This window comes from Parvularcula bermudensis HTCC2503, from assembly GCF_000152825.2.
GTDB classification, from domain to species: domain Bacteria; phylum Pseudomonadota; class Alphaproteobacteria; order Caulobacterales; family Parvularculaceae; genus Parvularcula; species Parvularcula bermudensis.
On sequence record NC_014414.1, the window covers coordinates 961,586 to 978,997 of the forward strand.

At 60.6% G+C, this 17,412-nt stretch carries 15 protein-coding genes; 11 read left to right on the forward strand and 4 right to left on the reverse strand.

Features of this window, described 5'->3' with window-relative positions:
• The first annotated feature begins 95 nt into the window (after window positions 1–95).
• Together PB2503_RS04645 and folD are read left to right on the forward strand one after the other, a co-directional pair.
• Window positions 96–398, forward strand: coding sequence for a YggT family protein (locus PB2503_RS04645; protein WP_013300073.1), 303 nt, complete (start codon window positions 96–98; stop codon window positions 396–398).
• A 2-nt stretch (window positions 399–400) separates the two neighbouring features.
• Window positions 401–1,288, forward strand: coding sequence for a bifunctional methylenetetrahydrofolate dehydrogenase/methenyltetrahydrofolate cyclohydrolase FolD (gene folD / locus PB2503_RS04650; protein ID WP_013300074.1), 888 nt, complete (start codon window positions 401–403; stop codon window positions 1,286–1,288).
• A 121-nt stretch (window positions 1,289–1,409) separates the two neighbouring features.
• Here the strand turns inward: folD and egtD are convergent, their stop codons facing one another.
• On the reverse strand, window positions 1,410–2,330 hold the full coding sequence (gene egtD / locus PB2503_RS04655) for an L-histidine N(alpha)-methyltransferase (protein ID WP_013300075.1): 921 nt from the start codon (window positions 2,328–2,330) through the stop codon (window positions 1,410–1,412).
• A 10-nt stretch (window positions 2,331–2,340) separates the two neighbouring features.
• A complete protein-coding gene (gene egtB / locus PB2503_RS04660) occupies window positions 2,341–3,600 on the reverse strand; it encodes an ergothioneine biosynthesis protein EgtB (protein ID WP_013300076.1) in 1,260 nt (419 codons plus the stop codon).
• Window positions 3,601–3,795: 195 nt separating this feature from the next.
• Here egtB and PB2503_RS04665 point away from each other — a divergent pair, with 195 nt between their 5' ends.
• From PB2503_RS04665 to PB2503_RS04685, 5 genes are all read left to right on the forward strand, one after another.
• Window positions 3,796–4,428 carry a nicotinate-nucleotide adenylyltransferase gene (locus PB2503_RS04665; protein WP_013300077.1) on the forward strand — a complete coding sequence of 211 codons (633 nt, stop codon included), beginning with the start codon at window positions 3,796–3,798 and terminating at the stop codon, window positions 4,426–4,428.
• Window positions 4,429–4,587: 159 nt separating this feature from the next.
• Window positions 4,588–4,977: a ribosome silencing factor gene (gene rsfS, locus PB2503_RS13825; protein ID WP_169310303.1), complete on the forward strand. Its 390-nt coding sequence runs from the start codon at window positions 4,588–4,590 to the stop codon at window positions 4,975–4,977.
• Between the two features lie 9 nt (window positions 4,978–4,986).
• Complete coding sequence (locus tag PB2503_RS04675) at window positions 4,987–5,484, forward strand: 23S rRNA (pseudouridine(1915)-N(3))-methyltransferase RlmH (RefSeq protein WP_013300079.1); 498 nt, start codon at window positions 4,987–4,989, stop codon at window positions 5,482–5,484.
• A 19-nt stretch (window positions 5,485–5,503) separates the two neighbouring features.
• The gene (locus PB2503_RS04680; RefSeq protein WP_013300080.1) at window positions 5,504–6,712 is read left to right on the forward strand and encodes a murein hydrolase activator EnvC family protein; all 1,209 of its coding nucleotides are present in this window, start codon (window positions 5,504–5,506) and stop codon (window positions 6,710–6,712) included.
• A gap of 236 nt (window positions 6,713–6,948) precedes the next feature.
• Complete coding sequence (locus PB2503_RS04685; RefSeq protein WP_013300081.1) at window positions 6,949–8,304, forward strand: S41 family peptidase; 1,356 nt, start codon at window positions 6,949–6,951, stop codon at window positions 8,302–8,304.
• 85 nt (window positions 8,305–8,389) lie between these two features.
• Here the strand turns inward: PB2503_RS04685 and PB2503_RS04690 are convergent, their stop codons facing one another.
• Window positions 8,390–9,271 carry a TerC family protein gene (locus PB2503_RS04690; RefSeq protein ID WP_013300082.1) on the reverse strand — a complete coding sequence of 294 codons (882 nt, stop codon included), beginning with the start codon at window positions 9,269–9,271 and terminating at the stop codon, window positions 8,390–8,392.
• A gap of 183 nt (window positions 9,272–9,454) precedes the next feature.
• Between PB2503_RS04690 and PB2503_RS04695 the strand changes: the two genes are divergently transcribed.
• The gene (locus PB2503_RS04695) at window positions 9,455–11,233 is read left to right on the forward strand and encodes a hypothetical protein (protein ID WP_013300083.1); all 1,779 of its coding nucleotides are present in this window, start codon (window positions 9,455–9,457) and stop codon (window positions 11,231–11,233) included.
• 71 nt (window positions 11,234–11,304) lie between these two features.
• Here PB2503_RS04695 and PB2503_RS04700 read toward each other — a convergent pair whose 3' ends face one another.
• Window positions 11,305–13,572, reverse strand: a complete 2,268-nt coding sequence (locus PB2503_RS04700) for a hypothetical protein (RefSeq protein WP_148235193.1) — start codon at window positions 13,570–13,572, stop codon at window positions 11,305–11,307.
• A gap of 606 nt (window positions 13,573–14,178) precedes the next feature.
• Between PB2503_RS04700 and PB2503_RS04705 the strand changes: the two genes are divergently transcribed.
• From PB2503_RS04705 to PB2503_RS04715, 3 genes are all read left to right on the forward strand, one after another.
• Window positions 14,179–14,727: a F0F1 ATP synthase subunit delta gene (locus PB2503_RS04705; protein ID WP_013300086.1), complete on the forward strand. Its 549-nt coding sequence runs from the start codon at window positions 14,179–14,181 to the stop codon at window positions 14,725–14,727.
• Between the two features lie 2 nt (window positions 14,728–14,729).
• Entirely contained in the window at window positions 14,730–16,262 is a 1,533-nt protein-coding gene (gene atpA / locus PB2503_RS04710; protein ID WP_013300087.1) for a F0F1 ATP synthase subunit alpha, read from the forward strand.
• 237 nt (window positions 16,263–16,499) lie between these two features.
• Window positions 16,500–17,348 carry a hypothetical protein gene (locus PB2503_RS04715; RefSeq protein ID WP_013300088.1) on the forward strand — a complete coding sequence of 283 codons (849 nt, stop codon included), beginning with the start codon at window positions 16,500–16,502 and terminating at the stop codon, window positions 17,346–17,348.
• Window positions 17,349–17,412: the final 64 nt, after the last annotated feature.

Genomic DNA, 17,412 nt, shown 5'->3' on the forward strand with positions numbered 1-17,412 from the left:
CAAGCAAGCGCCGCAGTTAACGAGGCCGGAAGCGACCTTGAGACGGGGCGCAATGCCCTCTAAAGGCGCAATTCGCTGAGAGCAGGATTTTGTCGATGGTGGTGATCGAATATATCGTGAATGCGGTGATTGGGTTCTGGATCCTGATCCTTTTCGTCACCGTGATCGCCAGCTGGCTTATCGCCTTCGGCATCGTCAACCAGCATAACCAGTTCGTCGATATGATCCTGCGTACCTGTTATGCGATTACCGAGCCGGTGCTTCGCCCAATCCGGCGCGTCTTGCCCAGCCTTGGGGGGATCGACCTCTCCCCACTGGTCGCCTTTATCGGGGCGCGGGCCATACAACTTGGCCTTAACACCTATGTCTTCGGTCCTGCGACACGCGCCGGATTTTAACCATGGGCGCGCGCCTTATCGACGGAAAGGCGCAGGCCGCCATCGTGCGGGCAAAGGTGAAGGTGGCCGCTGGAGAGCTGGCGGCGCGTCTTGGTCGGCCGCCATGCCTCGCCGTGGTCCTGGTGGGTGCCGATCCGGCCAGCGAAGTCTATGTCCGAAACAAGGTCAAACTGACCAAGGCGGTGGGCATGACCAGTATCGAGCGGCGGCTGCCTGAGACGATCGACCAAGCCACCCTCGATGCCACGCTCACGGATCTCAACGAGAATGAGGAAGTGGACGGTATCCTCTTGCAGATGCCGATCCCGGCCCATCTCGATACGGATAGGGCCCTTTCCCTTATCGATCCGGCGAAGGATGTCGACGGGCTGACGCCTATCAGCGCCGGGGCCTTGGTTCTCGGGCGCGCGGGGCTTGTACCGTGTACGCCGCAGGGGGCGATGATCCTGATCCAATCGGTCTTGGGCCCCGACCTCTCGGGCCGAACCGCCATCGTGCTCGGGCGCTCGATCCTGGTGGGCAAACCCCTCAGTCTCCTCCTGCAATCGGCCAATGCCACGGTGACCATGGCCCATTCACGCTCCCCCGATTTACCGGCCTTGTGCCGCAGCGCCGATATTCTTTGCGCCGCTGTGGGCCGGCCGGAACTTGTACGCGGGGACTGGATCAAGCCGGGGGCGGTGGTGATCGATGTCGGCATCAATCGCGTGATCGAGGAGGGGCGGCCCCGCTTGATCGGTGATGTGGCTTTCGGCGAAGCGGAAAGCGTGGCCGACGCCGTCACACCGGTGCCGGGCGGGGTGGGGCCGATGACCATTGCCTGTCTTCTGCGCAACACGGTCCTCGCCGCCGCCCGCCAGGCCGGAGAAGCCATCCCCCACGATCTTTGATCCTCGCGCCTCTTCAAGCGAAGAGGGAACCGGTTCGCGGTAAGGAATGGGAGGAACAAAGACCAAGAAGTGTCTCACGACTCCGGTTGACCTGAAACAGCTCTTGGGGCGCTCGGCTTGTTCAGGCCGTCAGCAAAAAGACCCCGAAATAATCGTCTTTGTCCGTCCAGAATTTATCGAGAGCCCAACCGCTCTTGCGTGCCAGTGTTTCAAAGCGGTCGACATCGAATTTATAGGAGCTCTCGGTGTGGATGTATTCGCCCTCGGCGAAGGGATAGTCATCCGTCCCGATCGTCACCGTCTGGTCGCGCAAAGACACAAGATGCATCTCCACCCGCCTCGCAGTCTCGTTCCAATGGGAGCGGTGGGTGAATGCCGAGAGGTCGAAATTCGCCCCCAATTCGCGGTTCATCCGCTCAAGGAGATTAAGGTTGAAGGCGGCTGTAACGCCACTTGCATCATCATACGCGGCCTCAAGAATAGCCTCATCCTTGATCAGATCCGCTGACACCAGAAAAGCCGACCCCTCGCCAAGGCTCTGCTGGGCTGAGGACAAAAAGCTCACCGCCCCGTCCGGCTCGAAATTGCCGATTGTCGAGCCCGGGAAAAAGCCAAGTCGCTGATGGCCCTGGGCAAGGCGTGACGGCAGGACGAGCGGTTGCGTAAAATCGCCGGCCACCGGCAGAATTTCGACATGCGGATGGCGCTCAGCCAGCGTGTTCGCCGCATCGCGCAGGAACTCTTCGGAAATGTCGATGGGCACGCACTGCGTTGCGGAGACCGCTTCGAGTAATTTGTCGGTCTTCTTGCTCGATCCGCTGCCATACTCGACGATGGCGGCGATATCGGGTCGGCGGGCCTTCAGTTCAGGGAAGACGTCTTCGAATATCCGCGCTTCGGTCCGTGTCGGATAATATTCATCGACCTCGGTGATGTCCTCAAATAATTCCGAGCCCCGATGATCGTAAAGCCATTTCGGGTTCAGCGCCTTTTGCGGGCGTGAGAGACCCTCTTGGACCTCCTTGAGGAAAGCGGATGTCATGGGAAGCCTCTCAGGAGTCGCGCGCTAATCTGAGCCCAGAAAATTGCCAACGCTTCTGGGGGTGGAAGAAATTTCGGTAGGTCGTACGGATATGGTGTTCCGGTGTGACGCAAGAGCCGCCGCGAAGGACCATCTGACCGGACATGAACTTGCCATTATATTCACCAATGGCCCCGCCTTCCGCTTTAAAGCCCGGATAGGGAAGAAAGGCGCTTGCCGTCCATTCCCAGACATCGCCGAATAGGCCGGAAATTCCTTCGCCGCGTTGAACGGCCGGGCGCAGACGATCCGTTCCCATATCATTGCCCGGTACGGCGTGGAGGGTGGCTGCGACCTCCCACTCCGCTTCGGTGGGCAGGCGGGCCCCGGCCCAGGTCGCATAGGCATCCGCTTCGTAATAGGAGATATGAGCGACCGGGGCATCGGGGTCGATCGGCTGTTCCCCCCGCAGGGTCATGGTAACCCACCCCTCCTCGGTCCACCGCCAATAGAGGGGGGCGGTCCATTGCGCGCCTTGCGCTGCTTCCCATCCATCGGACAGCCAAAGGAGGGGGGTTTGATAGCCGCCATCCTCGATAAAGCGCGCCCATTCGCCGCAAGTGACGGCTCCCTTTGCAAGACAAAAGGACGGGACGATCTGACGGTGACGAGGGGTCTCGCAGTCAAAGACTGTTTTGCCTTTCTCGCCGGAGGGGGCGCCGATCACGGCCTCCCCGCCCGCATAGGACATCCATCCTTGCGCTCTTGGCGCGGACCCCACCGGCATCGGGGCGGGGGACCGATAGGCAGGTCGAAGGGGGTTCTGAGAAAAGGCGTGCAGGATATCGGTCAGGAGGAGTTCCTGATGCTGCTCTTCATGGGCGATGCCGAGGGAGACAAGATCGAGATCGAGCAGGCCCCGCATTTTGGCCCGGTCCAGCGCCTCGTCGACATAAGCCCGGTAAGCCAGAACATCGTCAAGGCGCGGCCGAGACAGCATTCCCCGTTTGGGGCGCGCGTGCCGCGGACCAACGCTTTCATAGTAGGAATTAAATAAATAATCGTAGGACGGATCGAAAACCTTATAGCCCGGTACGGAGGGAATGAGGAGAAAGGTCTCGAAGAACCATGTTGTATGGCCCAAATGCCATTTGGCCGGTGACGCATCCGGCATGGATTGGAGGGTTGCATCGGCATCGGAGAGAGGGGCGGCCAATTCGGCGGTCCGTGAGCGGACCGATTGGAGGCGACCGATCAAATGATCGGCGAAGGGAGCGGCGGGATGGGACATCAATGCCCTCCGTCTTTCTTTGCGGCGCGTCTGCCAGTTTTGCCGCGTCGATGCAATTTCGAAACGCGGTGACAGGCATTACAGATAGGTGCAATTCCTGTCCGGTCCAGCGAGGGGCCCTGAGGCCGACCAGTAGGGCTTGTTGTGTTGTCTTGCCGCTGGTCGGCGCGCATGCGGGGGAGGAGGAACGGGATTATGGATGAGATGACCTCGCGCCCGCCGCGCCGCAAAGTGACCGCCGCCCTTGAAGGCGGATTGTCGATCGGCCTTTTGGGGGGATCCTTCAATCCGGCGCATACAGGCCATCTTGAAGTGACCGTATCGGTGAGGGAGCAGCTACGGCTTGACCGTTGCTGGTGGCTTGTCACGCCGGGCAATCCGCTGAAACCGCAAGGGGAATATGCGTCCCTCGACAGGCGGGTTGCCGACGCTAATCGCTTCGCCATCGGACGGCCTTGGCTCACCGTCACGGATATTGAGAGCCATCTTGGGACACGATATACGGTCGACACCCTTACGGCGTTGTGCCGCCGATTTCCCAAAACGCGCTTTGTGTGGATCATGGGGGCCGACAATTTGTTCACTTTCCATCATTGGCGCGGATGGCGACAGATCGCCTCTCTTCTCCCTATCGCTGTCATGAGCCGCCCCGGTTACACCCTTGCGGCAACGCGGTCGGTCGCGGGCCAGGCGCTCCGTGCCTATCGCGTGAAGGAGCGATCGGTGGCCGCCCTTCCGTTCAGTGAGCCGCCGGCCTGGGCGCTCCTGCCGACGGTGCATAATCCGATCAGTTCAACGGCGATTAGGGCTAATGTCGCGGGGACTTAAAAAAGCGCCCAAGCGGTGATATCTTTAGATCGGTTCCGCATTGACGGAATGTTTCTGGAGGAGGCTGGCCTGGTAGCTCAGTCTTATGCGGGGGCCCCTCGGCGCGCCGCGAATCAGCAAGATGACGAGGCGAGCGCGCCGAATGGCGAAGAGCCCGACATGGCCGTATTGGCAATCGTTCAATCGCAACTGGACGACGATCAAGCACAAGATGTTGTGACCATCGATCTAGAAGGGAAATCCGACGTTGCGGATGCGATGATCATCGCGTCCGGGCGCTCTCAGCGGCATGTCGCGTCGATTGCCGACAAGATGATGCGCGCCCTCAAGGAGGCGGGCTACGGCCAGGTATCGGTCGAGGGCATGCCCGCTTGCGATTGGGTGCTTGTGGATGCGGGGGATGTGATCGTCCATCTGTTCCGCCCTGAGGTTCGGCAGTTCTACAATCTCGAACGGATTTGGGCGCCAGAGCTGTTCGAGGAGGTGGCCCAGTCCAATCCTTTCGCGCCGAAGATCGATGCCCTTGAGGTCGCGGAAGGCGAAGAATAGAGGGGCGGCATGCTCCGCCTTGAAATTTCCGCCATTGGACGGGATCGGCGCAGCCCCCTTGCCGAGATCACCTCGGCCTATCTTGAGCGTGCGGGGCATTTGTCCCGACATCTTGGGATCGAGGGTCCCTCTCTGCAGGTCTATGAGACCCCTAAAGCGCCAGGGGAAAAAGCCGTGCAAGCCCGGGAGTGGCGCTTGCTGGCCGGTGATCACCCGCGGGGCCAGGAAATCATCCTGCTGGATGAAGGGGGGCGGGATATGAAGAGCGCCGACTTTGCGGCGCTGATCGCGCAGCGTCGCGATCAGGGGGAGGGGGCGCTGCGTTTCTTGATCGGAGGGGCGTCGGGATTTCCGGCCTCGGTGAAGGCCGACAAGGCGCGTTTTCCCCATCGTCTCGCCTTCGGCCGGGCCACATGGCCGCATTTGATGATCCGCGCGATGCTGGCGGAGCAGCTTTACCGGGCCTTAACGATAATGAGCGGCCATCCCTATCACCGTGAAGGATGATGTCGGCTAGGACCGCAAGATGATCAAGAATATCCCTCCATTCAGTCTTCGGATTTGCAGCATCGCTCTTTGCGTTGCGGTCGGCGTGGGGGGGCCGTCATTTGGGGTCGCGGCCCAACAATCGCAGAGCGAGGCCGAGCGGTTACGGGAAATCGAGGCGCGGCATCGCGAGAACGAGGCCGCGGCGGCGGCCCTGCGTGATCGCGCGGCGGCGGTGGCGGCTGAGCGCGATGCCCTTGAGCGGCAATTGATCGAGGCGGCGGACGGGGCGCAAGCGGCGGAAACCCGGCTGACGGCGATCGAGACGCGACTGTCGCAATTGGCGGACGAAGAAGTCGAGGCGCGGGCGCAATTGCTTGAGAGCCAAACCGTGATGAGCGATGTGCTGTCCGCATTGTTATCGTTGGAGCGGTCGCGGCCACCCGCCCTCGCGGTCTCCCCCGATGATGCCACCATGGCGGCCCGCGCGGCGATTGCGCTGGCGGCAATCACCCCTGAGTTACAGGCGGAGGTGCGGGAATATCAGACCGCGCTGGAACGGGTGAACCGGCTCAAAAGCGAGCAAGAGGCGCAGCGGCGGACCGCCTCCCAGGCCGAAACCTCCCTCGCCGAGAGGCGGCGATTGCTCGCCGACCTTTTGGTGCGGAAAGAAGAGGCCTATGCGGCGGAAAATGAGCGGATTTCCGCGCTCGAAGCGGAAAATGCCCGCCTGGCACGGGAAGCGCGCAACCTGCGCGAACTGATCGCCCGGGTGGAGGAACGCCGCCGCCGACCCGATCCGGTGCCCACGCCCACCGCCGTGCCCTCGCTATCCTCGCTGCCACAACGCTTTTCGGCCGCCCGCTCTCGGCTGGCGCTGCCGGTGGCCGGGCGCGTCGTGTCTCGGTTCGGCGAGTTGCCCCCCGATGGCGGCAATGATGAGGGGCTGGCGATACAGACCCGGCCCGGGGCCGTCGTCACCTCGCCCTTCCACGGGAGAGTGGATTTTGCGGAGAATTTCGGCACTCTTGGCAATGTCTTGATCATCGATGTGGGGGAGCAATATCGCCTTGTCCTGATCGGGCTTGGGCGCCTTGATGTGCGCTCTGGGCAAAGGGTGCGCGCCGGCCAGCCGATCGGCGCCATGGCCGACGGCACAAGGGGGCTCCTGAAGCTTCAGGTAAGAGAGCACAACGCATCGATTGATCCCGCGCCTTGGGTCGTGCCAGCCTTGTTGGCCAGTGGATAGAGTGAGGATTGGGGCTGAGGCATGGTCTTTCGCGTGGTGCTGTGACACGATCTTCACGTTTGCGGCCGATCGGGATCTAGGCGAATGGTCCGGCAAGTGGCATCTTAAGACGAAATTCAGGATTTAGCGGACATTTACGGGCTCTGATTATGCCGACTAAGCGACCTTCTCCCCTTCGTTCTCCCCGCAAGACGTCGGTATCGGCCCTAGCGGCGTCCGCCCTTGCGGGGGGCGCGGTGGCGACTGCGCTGCTAACGGCGGGATTTGCGCGATCAGGCTTCGACGCCAATACGTTCCGCCAGCTCGACCTGTTCGGCGAAGTGTTTGAGCAGGTGCACGAGAATTATGTCAGCGACCCCGACGACAAGGATTTGATCGAGGGCGCGATCGACGGGATGCTTCTCTCGCTCGATCCGCATTCGAGTTATCTGTCCGGCGACGATTACGAGCGGATGCAGGAGCAAACCCGCGGGAGCTTTGCCGGGCTCGGTATTCAGGTGACCCAGGAGACGGAGGGCGCGGGCCGTGGTTTGGTCAAGGTGATCTCTCCGATCGACGACACCCCGGCCGCTCGGGCGGGGTTCGAGCCTGGGGATCTGATTTACGAGATCGATGGGCAAAGCGTCTTCGGCATGACCCTCGAAGAGGCGATCGGCCTGATGAAGGGGCCGAAAGGGACTTCGGTCGAGATCAGCCTTATTCGCGAGGACGTGCCCGAACCCCTCGATTTCACGATTGTGCGCGATATCGTGACCGTCAGTCCGGTCTCCTCCCGACTGGAGGAGAACGATATCGGATATATTCGGTTGACCGGCTTTACCTCACAGACTGAGCGGAAAATGCGCGAGGCCATCCGTGAGCTGGACCGGGAAGCCGGGGGCCTACGGGGCCTTGTCCTCGATTTGCGGAACAATCCCGGCGGACTTCTCGATCAAGCCGTTGGCGTGTCCGATGCGTTTCTCGACGGCGGCGAGATTGTCTCGACCCGGGGACGGCGGTCGAAGGATTCCATGCGCGAAGTCGGCGATCCTGGTCAGATGATCGCGGGCGTGCCGATTGTCGTCTTGGTGAATGGCGGCTCCGCCTCCGCGTCCGAAATCGTTGCCGGGGCTCTACAGGATCGTAACAGAGCGCTTCTTTTGGGCACCAAGACCTTCGGCAAAGGATCTGTCCAAACGGTGCTGCCGCTGCAAAACGGGGCCAATGGCGCCCTGCGGCTGACCACGGCACGCTATTACACCCCCTCGGGCCGGTCGATCCAGGCACAAGGGATCGTGCCCGATATCGTCATGCCGATTACGCATCCCGGCGAAGAGGAGCCCGAGAAACGTCGACGGGAAGCCGACTTGCCCGGTGCCCTGGATGTGCCGGAGGGCGATGAGCCAACCACGGCGCAGCAAATCCTTCTTGAGGGGCAGGAATCGATCGAAGAACAAGAGCGCGACGAGGAGAATGCGAGCGCGTTGTTTGTCGAACCGACCGAATGTCCGGCGGAAAAGGATTGCCAGCTCGACCGAGCGTTAGAGCTATTGCGTGACCGCCCCTCCTATGCGGCCCTGTTGGCCGATGCCGGGGCCATCGAGCGCCAATAGGCCTCTTCGGCGGCGAGGCGCGCTTCGCAATCCCTTAGGGACCGAGGCGCCTCTCTCCTCTTGCGGTGATCGTCCGACCTCCTCTTTACGAGGTCGGGCCGCCGTCTTTTGCTTCCGTGCCGACAGTCGATAACAGCATGCCATCCGGTTCGGTCGTAGGCGTGCCCTGGGCAATGGCGTGTTGCCGCGCCTCCATCAGCCTGTTGCGATAGGTCGATTGGACCACGGAAACGGCCGCCATGACGAAAATAACGAAGTAGAAACTCGCCTTGGACATGGCGTGCACTTCGTAACCGAAGAGCTGCATCTCGGCGAGGTGACCGCCATCGGTGACAAGCAGGACGCCCACCACAAGCAAGATAAAGAGGCCCAGAACCTCATAGGCACGGTTCTTTTGCAAAAAGGCGGCAACGTGGTCGGACAGCCAGATCATGAGTCCCGCGCCCACCACGATGGCGGCGGCGACGATGTAGAACACCTCGGAGAGGGCGACGGCGGACAGAAGGCTGTCAAAGCTGAAGACCAAGTTCATCACCACGATGAGGGTGAGGGCGCCGGCAACGCTTTTCTTGCTCGTCGTCTCATCGTGCTCAAGATGATCGACCGAGAGCAGGTGGAAAATCTCCTTCATGGCCGTCCAGATGATAAAGCCGCCGCCGAACATCGTGATCAGTGCCCGAAGAGTAAAATCGCCTGTCAGGGGCAGCGTCTCGATCTGGAAGAGCGGTTGGGTGATGGCGCTGAACACGAACAGGATGACGACCAGCAAGATGAGCCGGAAAATCAGCGCGATTCCGATACCCATTCGGCGCACGAACGCCTGCTTGGCCGGGGCAACCCGGCGGCTCTCAATGGTGATATAAAGAAGATTGTCGAAGCCGAGCACAGCCTGAAGCAGAACGAGCATCAAAAAGGTGAAAAGGTTGGAGAGGGTGAACAGCCCCTCCACACTGAAAGCATTTTCCACGTCGCGGTCCTCACGGTCGGTTGCCCGGCATTGGCCAATTGAAGGGGTGTGCCTTGGTTAGGGGCGAAGAGCCACCCCCACCGCGAGGGGGGCGAGCGGCCGGGCGATCGCCTCGACGGGAGAGGATCGTTAAGGTAAACAAATCGTGACTGACGGGGCGCTATCCGGGGGGATGACCGCACGATGCTTCGAGATATCGAGTTGAAGGCGGCGGAGCGTCAGGCCCTCAAATCCTTGACCCGCGCCGTGATGATCCGCCTGTTGCCGCAATCCCCTGAGTTCCAGGGCACCCTAAATCGGGGCGAGAATCGGATGATCCGCGTTCTGGCCCTGCTCCCCGGTCTGCTGGCCGCCATCCTGTGCTATGTCCTCGTCGATCTCGGCGGTGACCGATTGGCTGAGAGCACCGGACTGGGCGTCATCGCCGACGACCGCGCCCCCCTTGTCAGTGCGGCGGTGGCGCTGCTGCTCCTGTCGATCTTCAACCCGCTGGCCCAGTGGCTCGATGAGCATTTGATGGAGCTGTGGAGTACGTTTTTCCTGTTCAGGCATAAATGGCCACAAGGAAAAGTCGCGGCGAGCCTGCTGGCGGCGACGGAGAATATCATCCGCACGCGGCCCGATAAGGTGATCTTGGCCACCGGGCAGGTTGCCGAACGAGGGGCTGACCCCATTCTTCCCCAGGCGGTTCGGCGCGCGCTTGAGGATTTCCCCGGTCCGAATGGGCCGCGCTTGATCATCCTCCGGCAGTTCATGGAACGGCGGTTGAAAGGGGATTATGTGCGCGATGGTTTGCGCAGTCCGGTCTGGGACGAGACGCTCTACGAGAACAAATATTTTCTGCGGGCGCGGTCGGTGCGGAACGCGATCAGGACCCAGATCCTGTTCAACGAGCTGGGGGCGGTGCTGCGGGCCGAGATCCCCTCACAAGAAACATGGCAGCGTTTCTATCACAGCGATCCGACAGCCCAGGAAACGACCTTGTTCGATTCCCACGATCTTCATCAGCGGTTTCGGACCGCCGCGCCTCATTATCGCTGGCCCGTGTCGACGGCGACCGATCCGGTGGGGGAAACGGCCACCTTTCGGATCGTCGCGGCGATCGAAAACCCGATGCGCCAGCCGATCTACGCGATCACGGTGGCGGGAATCATCGACCGGTTTCCAGAAGTGGTGCGGGATTTCTTTGCGGAGGAGCAGGACGCCATCCCGAGTGAGGCGCAGGTCGCAGAGCGGGTGGAGGCCTATCTGCAGGCGCTCCGAACTGTCGATGTCCAGATGTTCGGGAAATACGATCCGATTACGCTGCGCCCTCGCTCCAGCATCTTCGTCACGCCCCAGCCCGTTCTCCGAAATCTGGCGGGGGATGGGGCGCCGGCCGACTGGGCCTTAAGATATGATCCCAATCGTGTGGTGTGGGAGGGCTTTGACGAAAGCGACGGGAATATCCGGCGGGCTTTTGCGGTCCTCGCCGAAGCCATCCAGCGTGAGGGCGATGCGGCAGATCCGATCGTTCTCACCCGGGGGGACGCCATGCTGATCGACAACCAACGCTGCCTGATCGCCCGGCGGGAACCCAATACGGCAACTCAACCGCCGCTCAAGCGGCGACTTCTCTATCCAAACTCCTGGTGGCTTCGCGGATATTATGGGTTTCGAGAGCCAAGATCTCGTTCGCTCCTGTCGCCGTCCCCAGGCAATGCCGCCCCTCCTCCCCCAGAGATGACCGATGCGCCGGTGCCCATGGACGGCGCGGTGAGGGACGAGGGGCCGCCCACCCAGGCCGTGCCGCGCGCTCCCGGAGCCTTGCATTTCTCGCCCCCCCCTCCGCCGAACGGCTGCCGCCGCGCCTCGCCGCGCGCTTCGCGCTCCGCCCGGTCAAGGGCCCGCCCTCGATCCGCCGGGCGCTCAAGGCGAAGGGACGGAGGCGTAATTGGATCTGGTCCTAGGGGGTCAGTTTAAAAATCTGCTGCACCTTGACTGCGTGCGCCGGACTTCTGAATTGGATGCCCAATCGCACCCAAGAATAACCATTATGCTACCTGCCGCACATCAGTAATGATAAAGTCAATGTCTTGATCATCGGTCATTGCTTGGACATCGAACTTGGTCGCCACTTTGTCCAAGACAATTGTCTCTGTGTATTGACCGACGGTTGAGCGTGTGGTGCCGACATGATCTCCGTCCTCGTCTCGGAACTTGATTCGGATCGTGTCGGCGGGGTCGGCATTACGCAAAATTTCCCAATCGACTTCAATCGTTCCTGGTCCAATCGGAGCCGTGAAAAAAGCAGGGTCCTGGGCGAGAGGAGCGAGCGCCGGGGCGCCTTTGACCTGACAATATCCGTCGTGCAGATAAAAGCGTTCCGAGCCCTGCGCCCATACATTGGCGAGAGACCGAACGAAATATCCATTTGAGATCAGGCCTGTGTCGAAATCGACCTCTACCGAGGCAGCCCCGCGCACGAATTGCGGCAGATCCAATTGTTTGCGGAACTCAGGGCCAAAGGATATCCCATGGAAAAATTCGCTCCCGGTTAATTCACCCTGAGTGACGAGCCATTGCAAATAGGCAGCAAAGTCAAAGTTGAGAGACTTTCGCGGATTTCCGTCGTCTGGAATTGCAATTGTATAATCAATGGTTCCGCCAAAACCTTTATTGCGCGCTGAGCGAACAACCCAATCTAGCAAATTATCAGTAAACGTGCCGATGGCGTCAGTGGCAATGTTATTGTGATAATAAATACCGTCCGTATCCAGCGCGGCCCAGACTGCAGCCTCATAGACTTTCGTGCTTGTCGCGTCCGCTGTCTGGGTGAGAAACGCTTCGAGCAGAACGACCAGATTGGAGACCGGCGCCTCTTCGGCCAAGTCCCAATCAATGGACACCTGGCACGATTTTAGTCTCGACACAGGGACCGCCGGTAAGGTCGATCCCAGATCAGTTGGATAATTTCCGAACACAAACGCTTGCGCGTAGCCAATAATTTCTACGCTGCTGGACGACGACCATACCGCATCGATTGTCACTGGGCCTGTCAAGAAATTATCTGGGTAAAATGACGCGGCCAAAGAAAAATCATCCGTTTGCGGATCGGAATTCCATGCTGACATATAGCTGCCGTGATTGGCGTCATACCGGAAAGGCGCAGCATCAGAATCATAAACGCTTGGATCAGCCGTTCGAGACGAGAACTCCACCGGAAAATGGACAAAATTTGTGATCGGCGTTACACCATCCTCTTTTGCATAAACTCCGGCCTGAAGATAAGTTTCACGCTCCAATCCGTAGCCGAACTGCCCAGTATCGTCATCGACAACCAATTGCCCATCAATCCATGCTTTCAAGAAACCAGCTCGGTCGCTAACACGATACTCAAAGGTCAGCTCAAATTCGTCGCCCACACTATAAGGGAGTGCAAGCTGATAGCCGCCGGGGGCGGAGGCATTGCCGGCCGTGGTTCCAATTGCGGCGCCTGATGCATCTTCGATAATCTTTTGTTTGCGCCACAGCAGATAGACACTACCTTCGAGCCATTCGATCATGAGTTTCCCAGGGCCTGATCCTTCGGCTTCTCCGGGATGGGCAGGATTTTTGGCGCCGTGAATTTCAAAGAGGTTTCGCCAGTAATCATCCGTGCCCTGGGGTACCATCCCATCGCCAAGACGAAACCGTACTCGCCCTTCTCGAATCTGCGTATGGTCGGAGGGATAGCGTCCGTCCGACTCATTGGCATCCCAACGCGCGCGCCGCACATCACCGTCGCCGGGCTTTTTGTCGCCTGGCTCGGTAGCGAAGCGCCACCATAATAGGCCACCCATGACCACGGGTTGACAAATGCGAGACCTGTCCGCGTCTAGGCCCGAGACATGATCCGTGCGCGTAAACGTTACTTCGCCTTGCGGCAATTTGTTGAAAAGCTCTGTGGGGGGGCGCACCAGATTTAAAGACAAAAAAGGTACGCGGACTACTTGCGATAGCTCAACTTGAACATCGATCTCTAACGCTTCAGCTGCTGAAATGGCTGCTTTTAAGGCATCTACGGAAGCCGTCAGCGTATTGTTCAGGCCCAAAGCAAAATTATCGTCTGGTTCATCCGCTGCCGGAAGATAGCTTACGGCAAGCGTGCTTTGCGTCGCTTGGAATAAAAAGTCTACTTCACCTAACCAGTCCTGAGGATCGTCGAGTTCGGTTAGGTGGACCCTATACGCCTGTGAGGCTGACAAAAGATCAGCGTTTAACTGGTCGGTCGCTATTTTAACTGCGCTCGCAGCGGCCTGGAAATCTTCAATCGTTGGCATGGGACACGCCGTGCCGGGCTAGAAAAGGGAATGATCGCCAAAAGGAGCGGGGTCGAAACGGCAATTCCGGTCTGGGCAAACCAGGCTCTCTGCCTGTCTCCCCTAGCGCGCCGACCAAAGATGTGGGATCAACCAGAAGCCTCCCGACGCAGGAAAGGCGATCATCATCCCGGCTGTCGGGTTGCTTAAGGCGCGTGCTCTTTGGCCACATAAAACTCGACCGAGTTGCTAATTTCCAAACGCTACAGCGCGTCGCAAGCTAGACAACAGCCTTGTACAGTTGCGCTGAGATAAGCGAGCGCCGCCGTCCCGTGCAAATCCGGCCGCCAGATCTCCGATGCGGGCAAGGAACAAACAATAGACGAGGATGACTGGATAGCGCACACCTGCCAATAGGCAGGCATATCAGCGCGCCGCTTGGGCCGTCATCGGCACGCACAGCAATGGGGGGCATGAAACTCACTCATTGGATAGATCCGCGTTATTGCACCGGCGAAATCTGCGTGCTAACCGCCCGCGAACTTCACGCGACCGGCTGCCGCTGGAGCGCGGATTTCCAGATCACCCGCGTCGCGCCCAGACGCCCTGACCGTTGAGGACGAAACGATGGCGCCTAGCTCTTCGGAAGTTGCCGAACGCTATTCCGAGGCCCTGTTCGATTTGGCCCTGGAAAACGGTGAACTCGACGCCGTGGAACGGGACCTTCTTTCCCTCGAAAAGGCCCTGGCCAATAGTGAAGATCTGCGCCGATTGATAAAGTCGCCCGTCTTCGACAACGACACCAAACAAGCCGGTCTCGTCGCGGTGCTTGAGCGGGCTGCCGCCAGTCGGACTGTGCTTAATTTCGCGCGGTTGCTGTCCGCCAATGGGCGTGCCTCGGCATTGCCGGGGATTATCGCCGCCTTCAATCGCCGTCTCGCCAAGCATCGTGGCCGCGTCGCCGCCGAAGCCATTTCCGCCAAGCCCCTCACCGATGAGCAAGAGCGCGATCTGCGCAGCCGGCTCGAAGCGGCGGTGGGCAAGACCGTTGAGCTGTCGACCCAGGTCGACCCCAGTCTCCTTGGCGGTCTTATCGTCAAAGTGGGAAGTCGAATGATCGACTCGTCCCTTCGCACCAAACTCAACCGACTACAGCAGACCCTGAAAGAGGCCTGACCATGGAACTCAATGCGAGTGAGATCAGCTCGATTCTGAAGCAGCAGATCAAGGATTTCGGCAAGGATGCCGAAGTGTCCGAGATCGGTCAGGTATTGTCCGTGGGCGACGGGATCGCCCGGGTCTTTGGTCTGGACAATGTTCAGGCCGGGGAGATGGTGGATTTCGACGGCGGGATTAAGGGGATGGCCCTTAACCTCGAAGCCGACAATGTGGGGGTCGTGATCTTCGGTGACGATACCGGGATCAAAGAGGGCGACACCGTGCGCCGCTCCAATGCCATTGTGGATGTCCCCGTGGGCAAGGGTCTGCTTGGCCGCGTCGTCGATCCCCTTGGCAATCCGATCGATGGCAAGGGACCCATTGAGGCCACCGAACGGCGCGTCGTCGACGTTAAGGCGCCGGGGATCCTGCCGCGGAAGTCGGTGCATGAGCCCGTGCAGACCGGCATCAAGGCCATTGACGCGATGATCCCCGTTGGTCGCGGGCAGCGGGAATTGGTGATCGGTGACCGCCAGACCGGTAAGACCGCCATTTGTATCGACGCCATGCTCAACCAAAAGCAGGTGAACGACGCCGCGACCGACGATTCCGACAAGCTGTTCTGTATCTATGTGGCGATCGGGCAGAAGCGCTCCACCGTCGCGCAGATCGTCAAAACGCTCGAGGATCGTGGCGCGCTCGATTATACGATCGTTGTCGCCGCCACGGCGTCCGAGCCCGCGCCGTTGCAATTCTTGGCGCCCTTTGCGGGCTGCGCCATGGGGGAATATTTCCGCGATAACGGCATGCATGCGGTGATCGTGTATGATGATCTGTCCAAGCAGGCCGTGGCGTATCGTCAAATGTCGTTGCTGCTGCGTCGTCCGCCGGGGCGGGAAGCCTATCCTGGCGACGTCTTCTATCTTCACTCTCGGCTTCTTGAGCGGGCGGCGAAGCTGAACGAAGATTTCGGATTGGGGAGCCTGACGGCCCTGCCGATCATCGAGACCCAGGCGAACGACGTTTCGGCGTATATTCCCACCAATGTGATCTCGATCACCGATGGTCAGATTTTCCTCGAAACCGACCTTTTCTATCAGGGCATTCGGCCGGCGGTGAATGTTGGTCTGTCGGTCAGCCGGGTGGGCTCGGCTGCGCAGATCAAGGCGATGAAGCAGGTGGCGGGCAAGATTAAGGGCGAGCTGGCCCAGTATCGCGAGCTGGCGGCGTTCGCGCAGTTCGGCTCCGACCTCGACGCGGCCACCCAGGCGACCCTCAACCGTGGGGCACGCCTCACCGAACTGTTGAAGCAACCGCAATACTCCCCCCTTCAGGTGGAAGAGCAAGTGGCGGTGATCTTCGCCGGAACCCGTGGGTATCTCGATAAAGTCAGCGTCTCCAAGGTGACGGATTTCGAGGCGGAATTCCTGCGCCACATGCGGAATAATCACGGTGGGCTGCTCGCCAAGATCCGTGATGAAAAGAAAATGAGTGACGAGATCGAGAAGGAATTGGCGGGGATCCTCGACAAATTCGTTCAGAATTTCGCCTAATCGGACGGGCCTCCGCTGATGATGCCGACCCACCCCCCGCTCCCGCCGAGCGGGGGGTGTTTTCGTATCAAGCGGGGAGGGGGCAGGGGCGTTCTGGCCGCCCCCCTTCCGGCTCAATTGAGGGGCTGTCCAGGCGTGGCGCGGGTCGGTCCCAAGTTCTCAAAAAGACACAAGGGCGGACGCTTGTTCTTCAGGAGGCAATCCGCGAAACTTCGAAAAAAGGTCGGGAGTTAGGCCATGCGGGTGGGGCTGATGATTGCGGGGGTGAGTGTCGTGGTGTCGGGGTGCGCCCTGCCGCCCGGGACCTATGATCTCCGGCCTGCTTATCGGGCGGCCGTCCCCGATGGGATCGCGCGCCTGACCGATTGTGAGGGCGTGACAGAAGAAATCTGCGATTGTCGTAGCGGGGGCCTGAAGGCCGAGCTGCCCACCCCCTCGATCGGGCAATTTGACCGTGGATATGACGTGCTGGCCGACCGCCTCCAGGCGGGGGATACCTTGCCGGTGGCCGAGCGCACAGCGATTGAGGCGGTCTTCACGAATATCGCGGCGGAGGTCGAGCGGACCTGTCAGTTCTTCGATCCCGACGGGAATCCCTTTGCCCTTGATGCGCCGCGCCTCGATGCCGATGGCGCCGCGCAAGGGGCGGACGACGCTGAGATGGCGTCGGGAAAGGATGTGGCGGCCCCGCCATTGGCGCGCCCTGTCGCGGTTCCGCCGCCGGCCAATGAGGCGCCTGCCGCCCCGCGCCCGGTTCTACAGGATCAACCCCGCCAGCCGTCGGCCGAAACAGCGCCGCAGCCCCCCGCCGGGGTGCCCGCCGTCACCGCCGATCGCCCGGACGATGGTCGGATCGAGGCGCGTGAGAGGCCCACGTCGACATCGCCGCAGACGGCCGTGCCCGTGCCCTCCACCCCGCCCTCACGCCCCGCTGGCCCCCCTGATGCCCCGCCCGCCGGGGTGCCCGCGGTGACGGCGGATCGACCGGCGCCCGTTCCTCCAACGCCCCCCTCGGATTCCGAAGATCCGATAATTCCTGAAGAACCCGAGGATCCGAACCTTGAACGACGCGGCCTCAGGCTCTAGAGCCTCGCGAGTTTTCCCTTTCAGATCGTCGGCTGACCAGTCACCGGCGGTTCTCAGCACATAC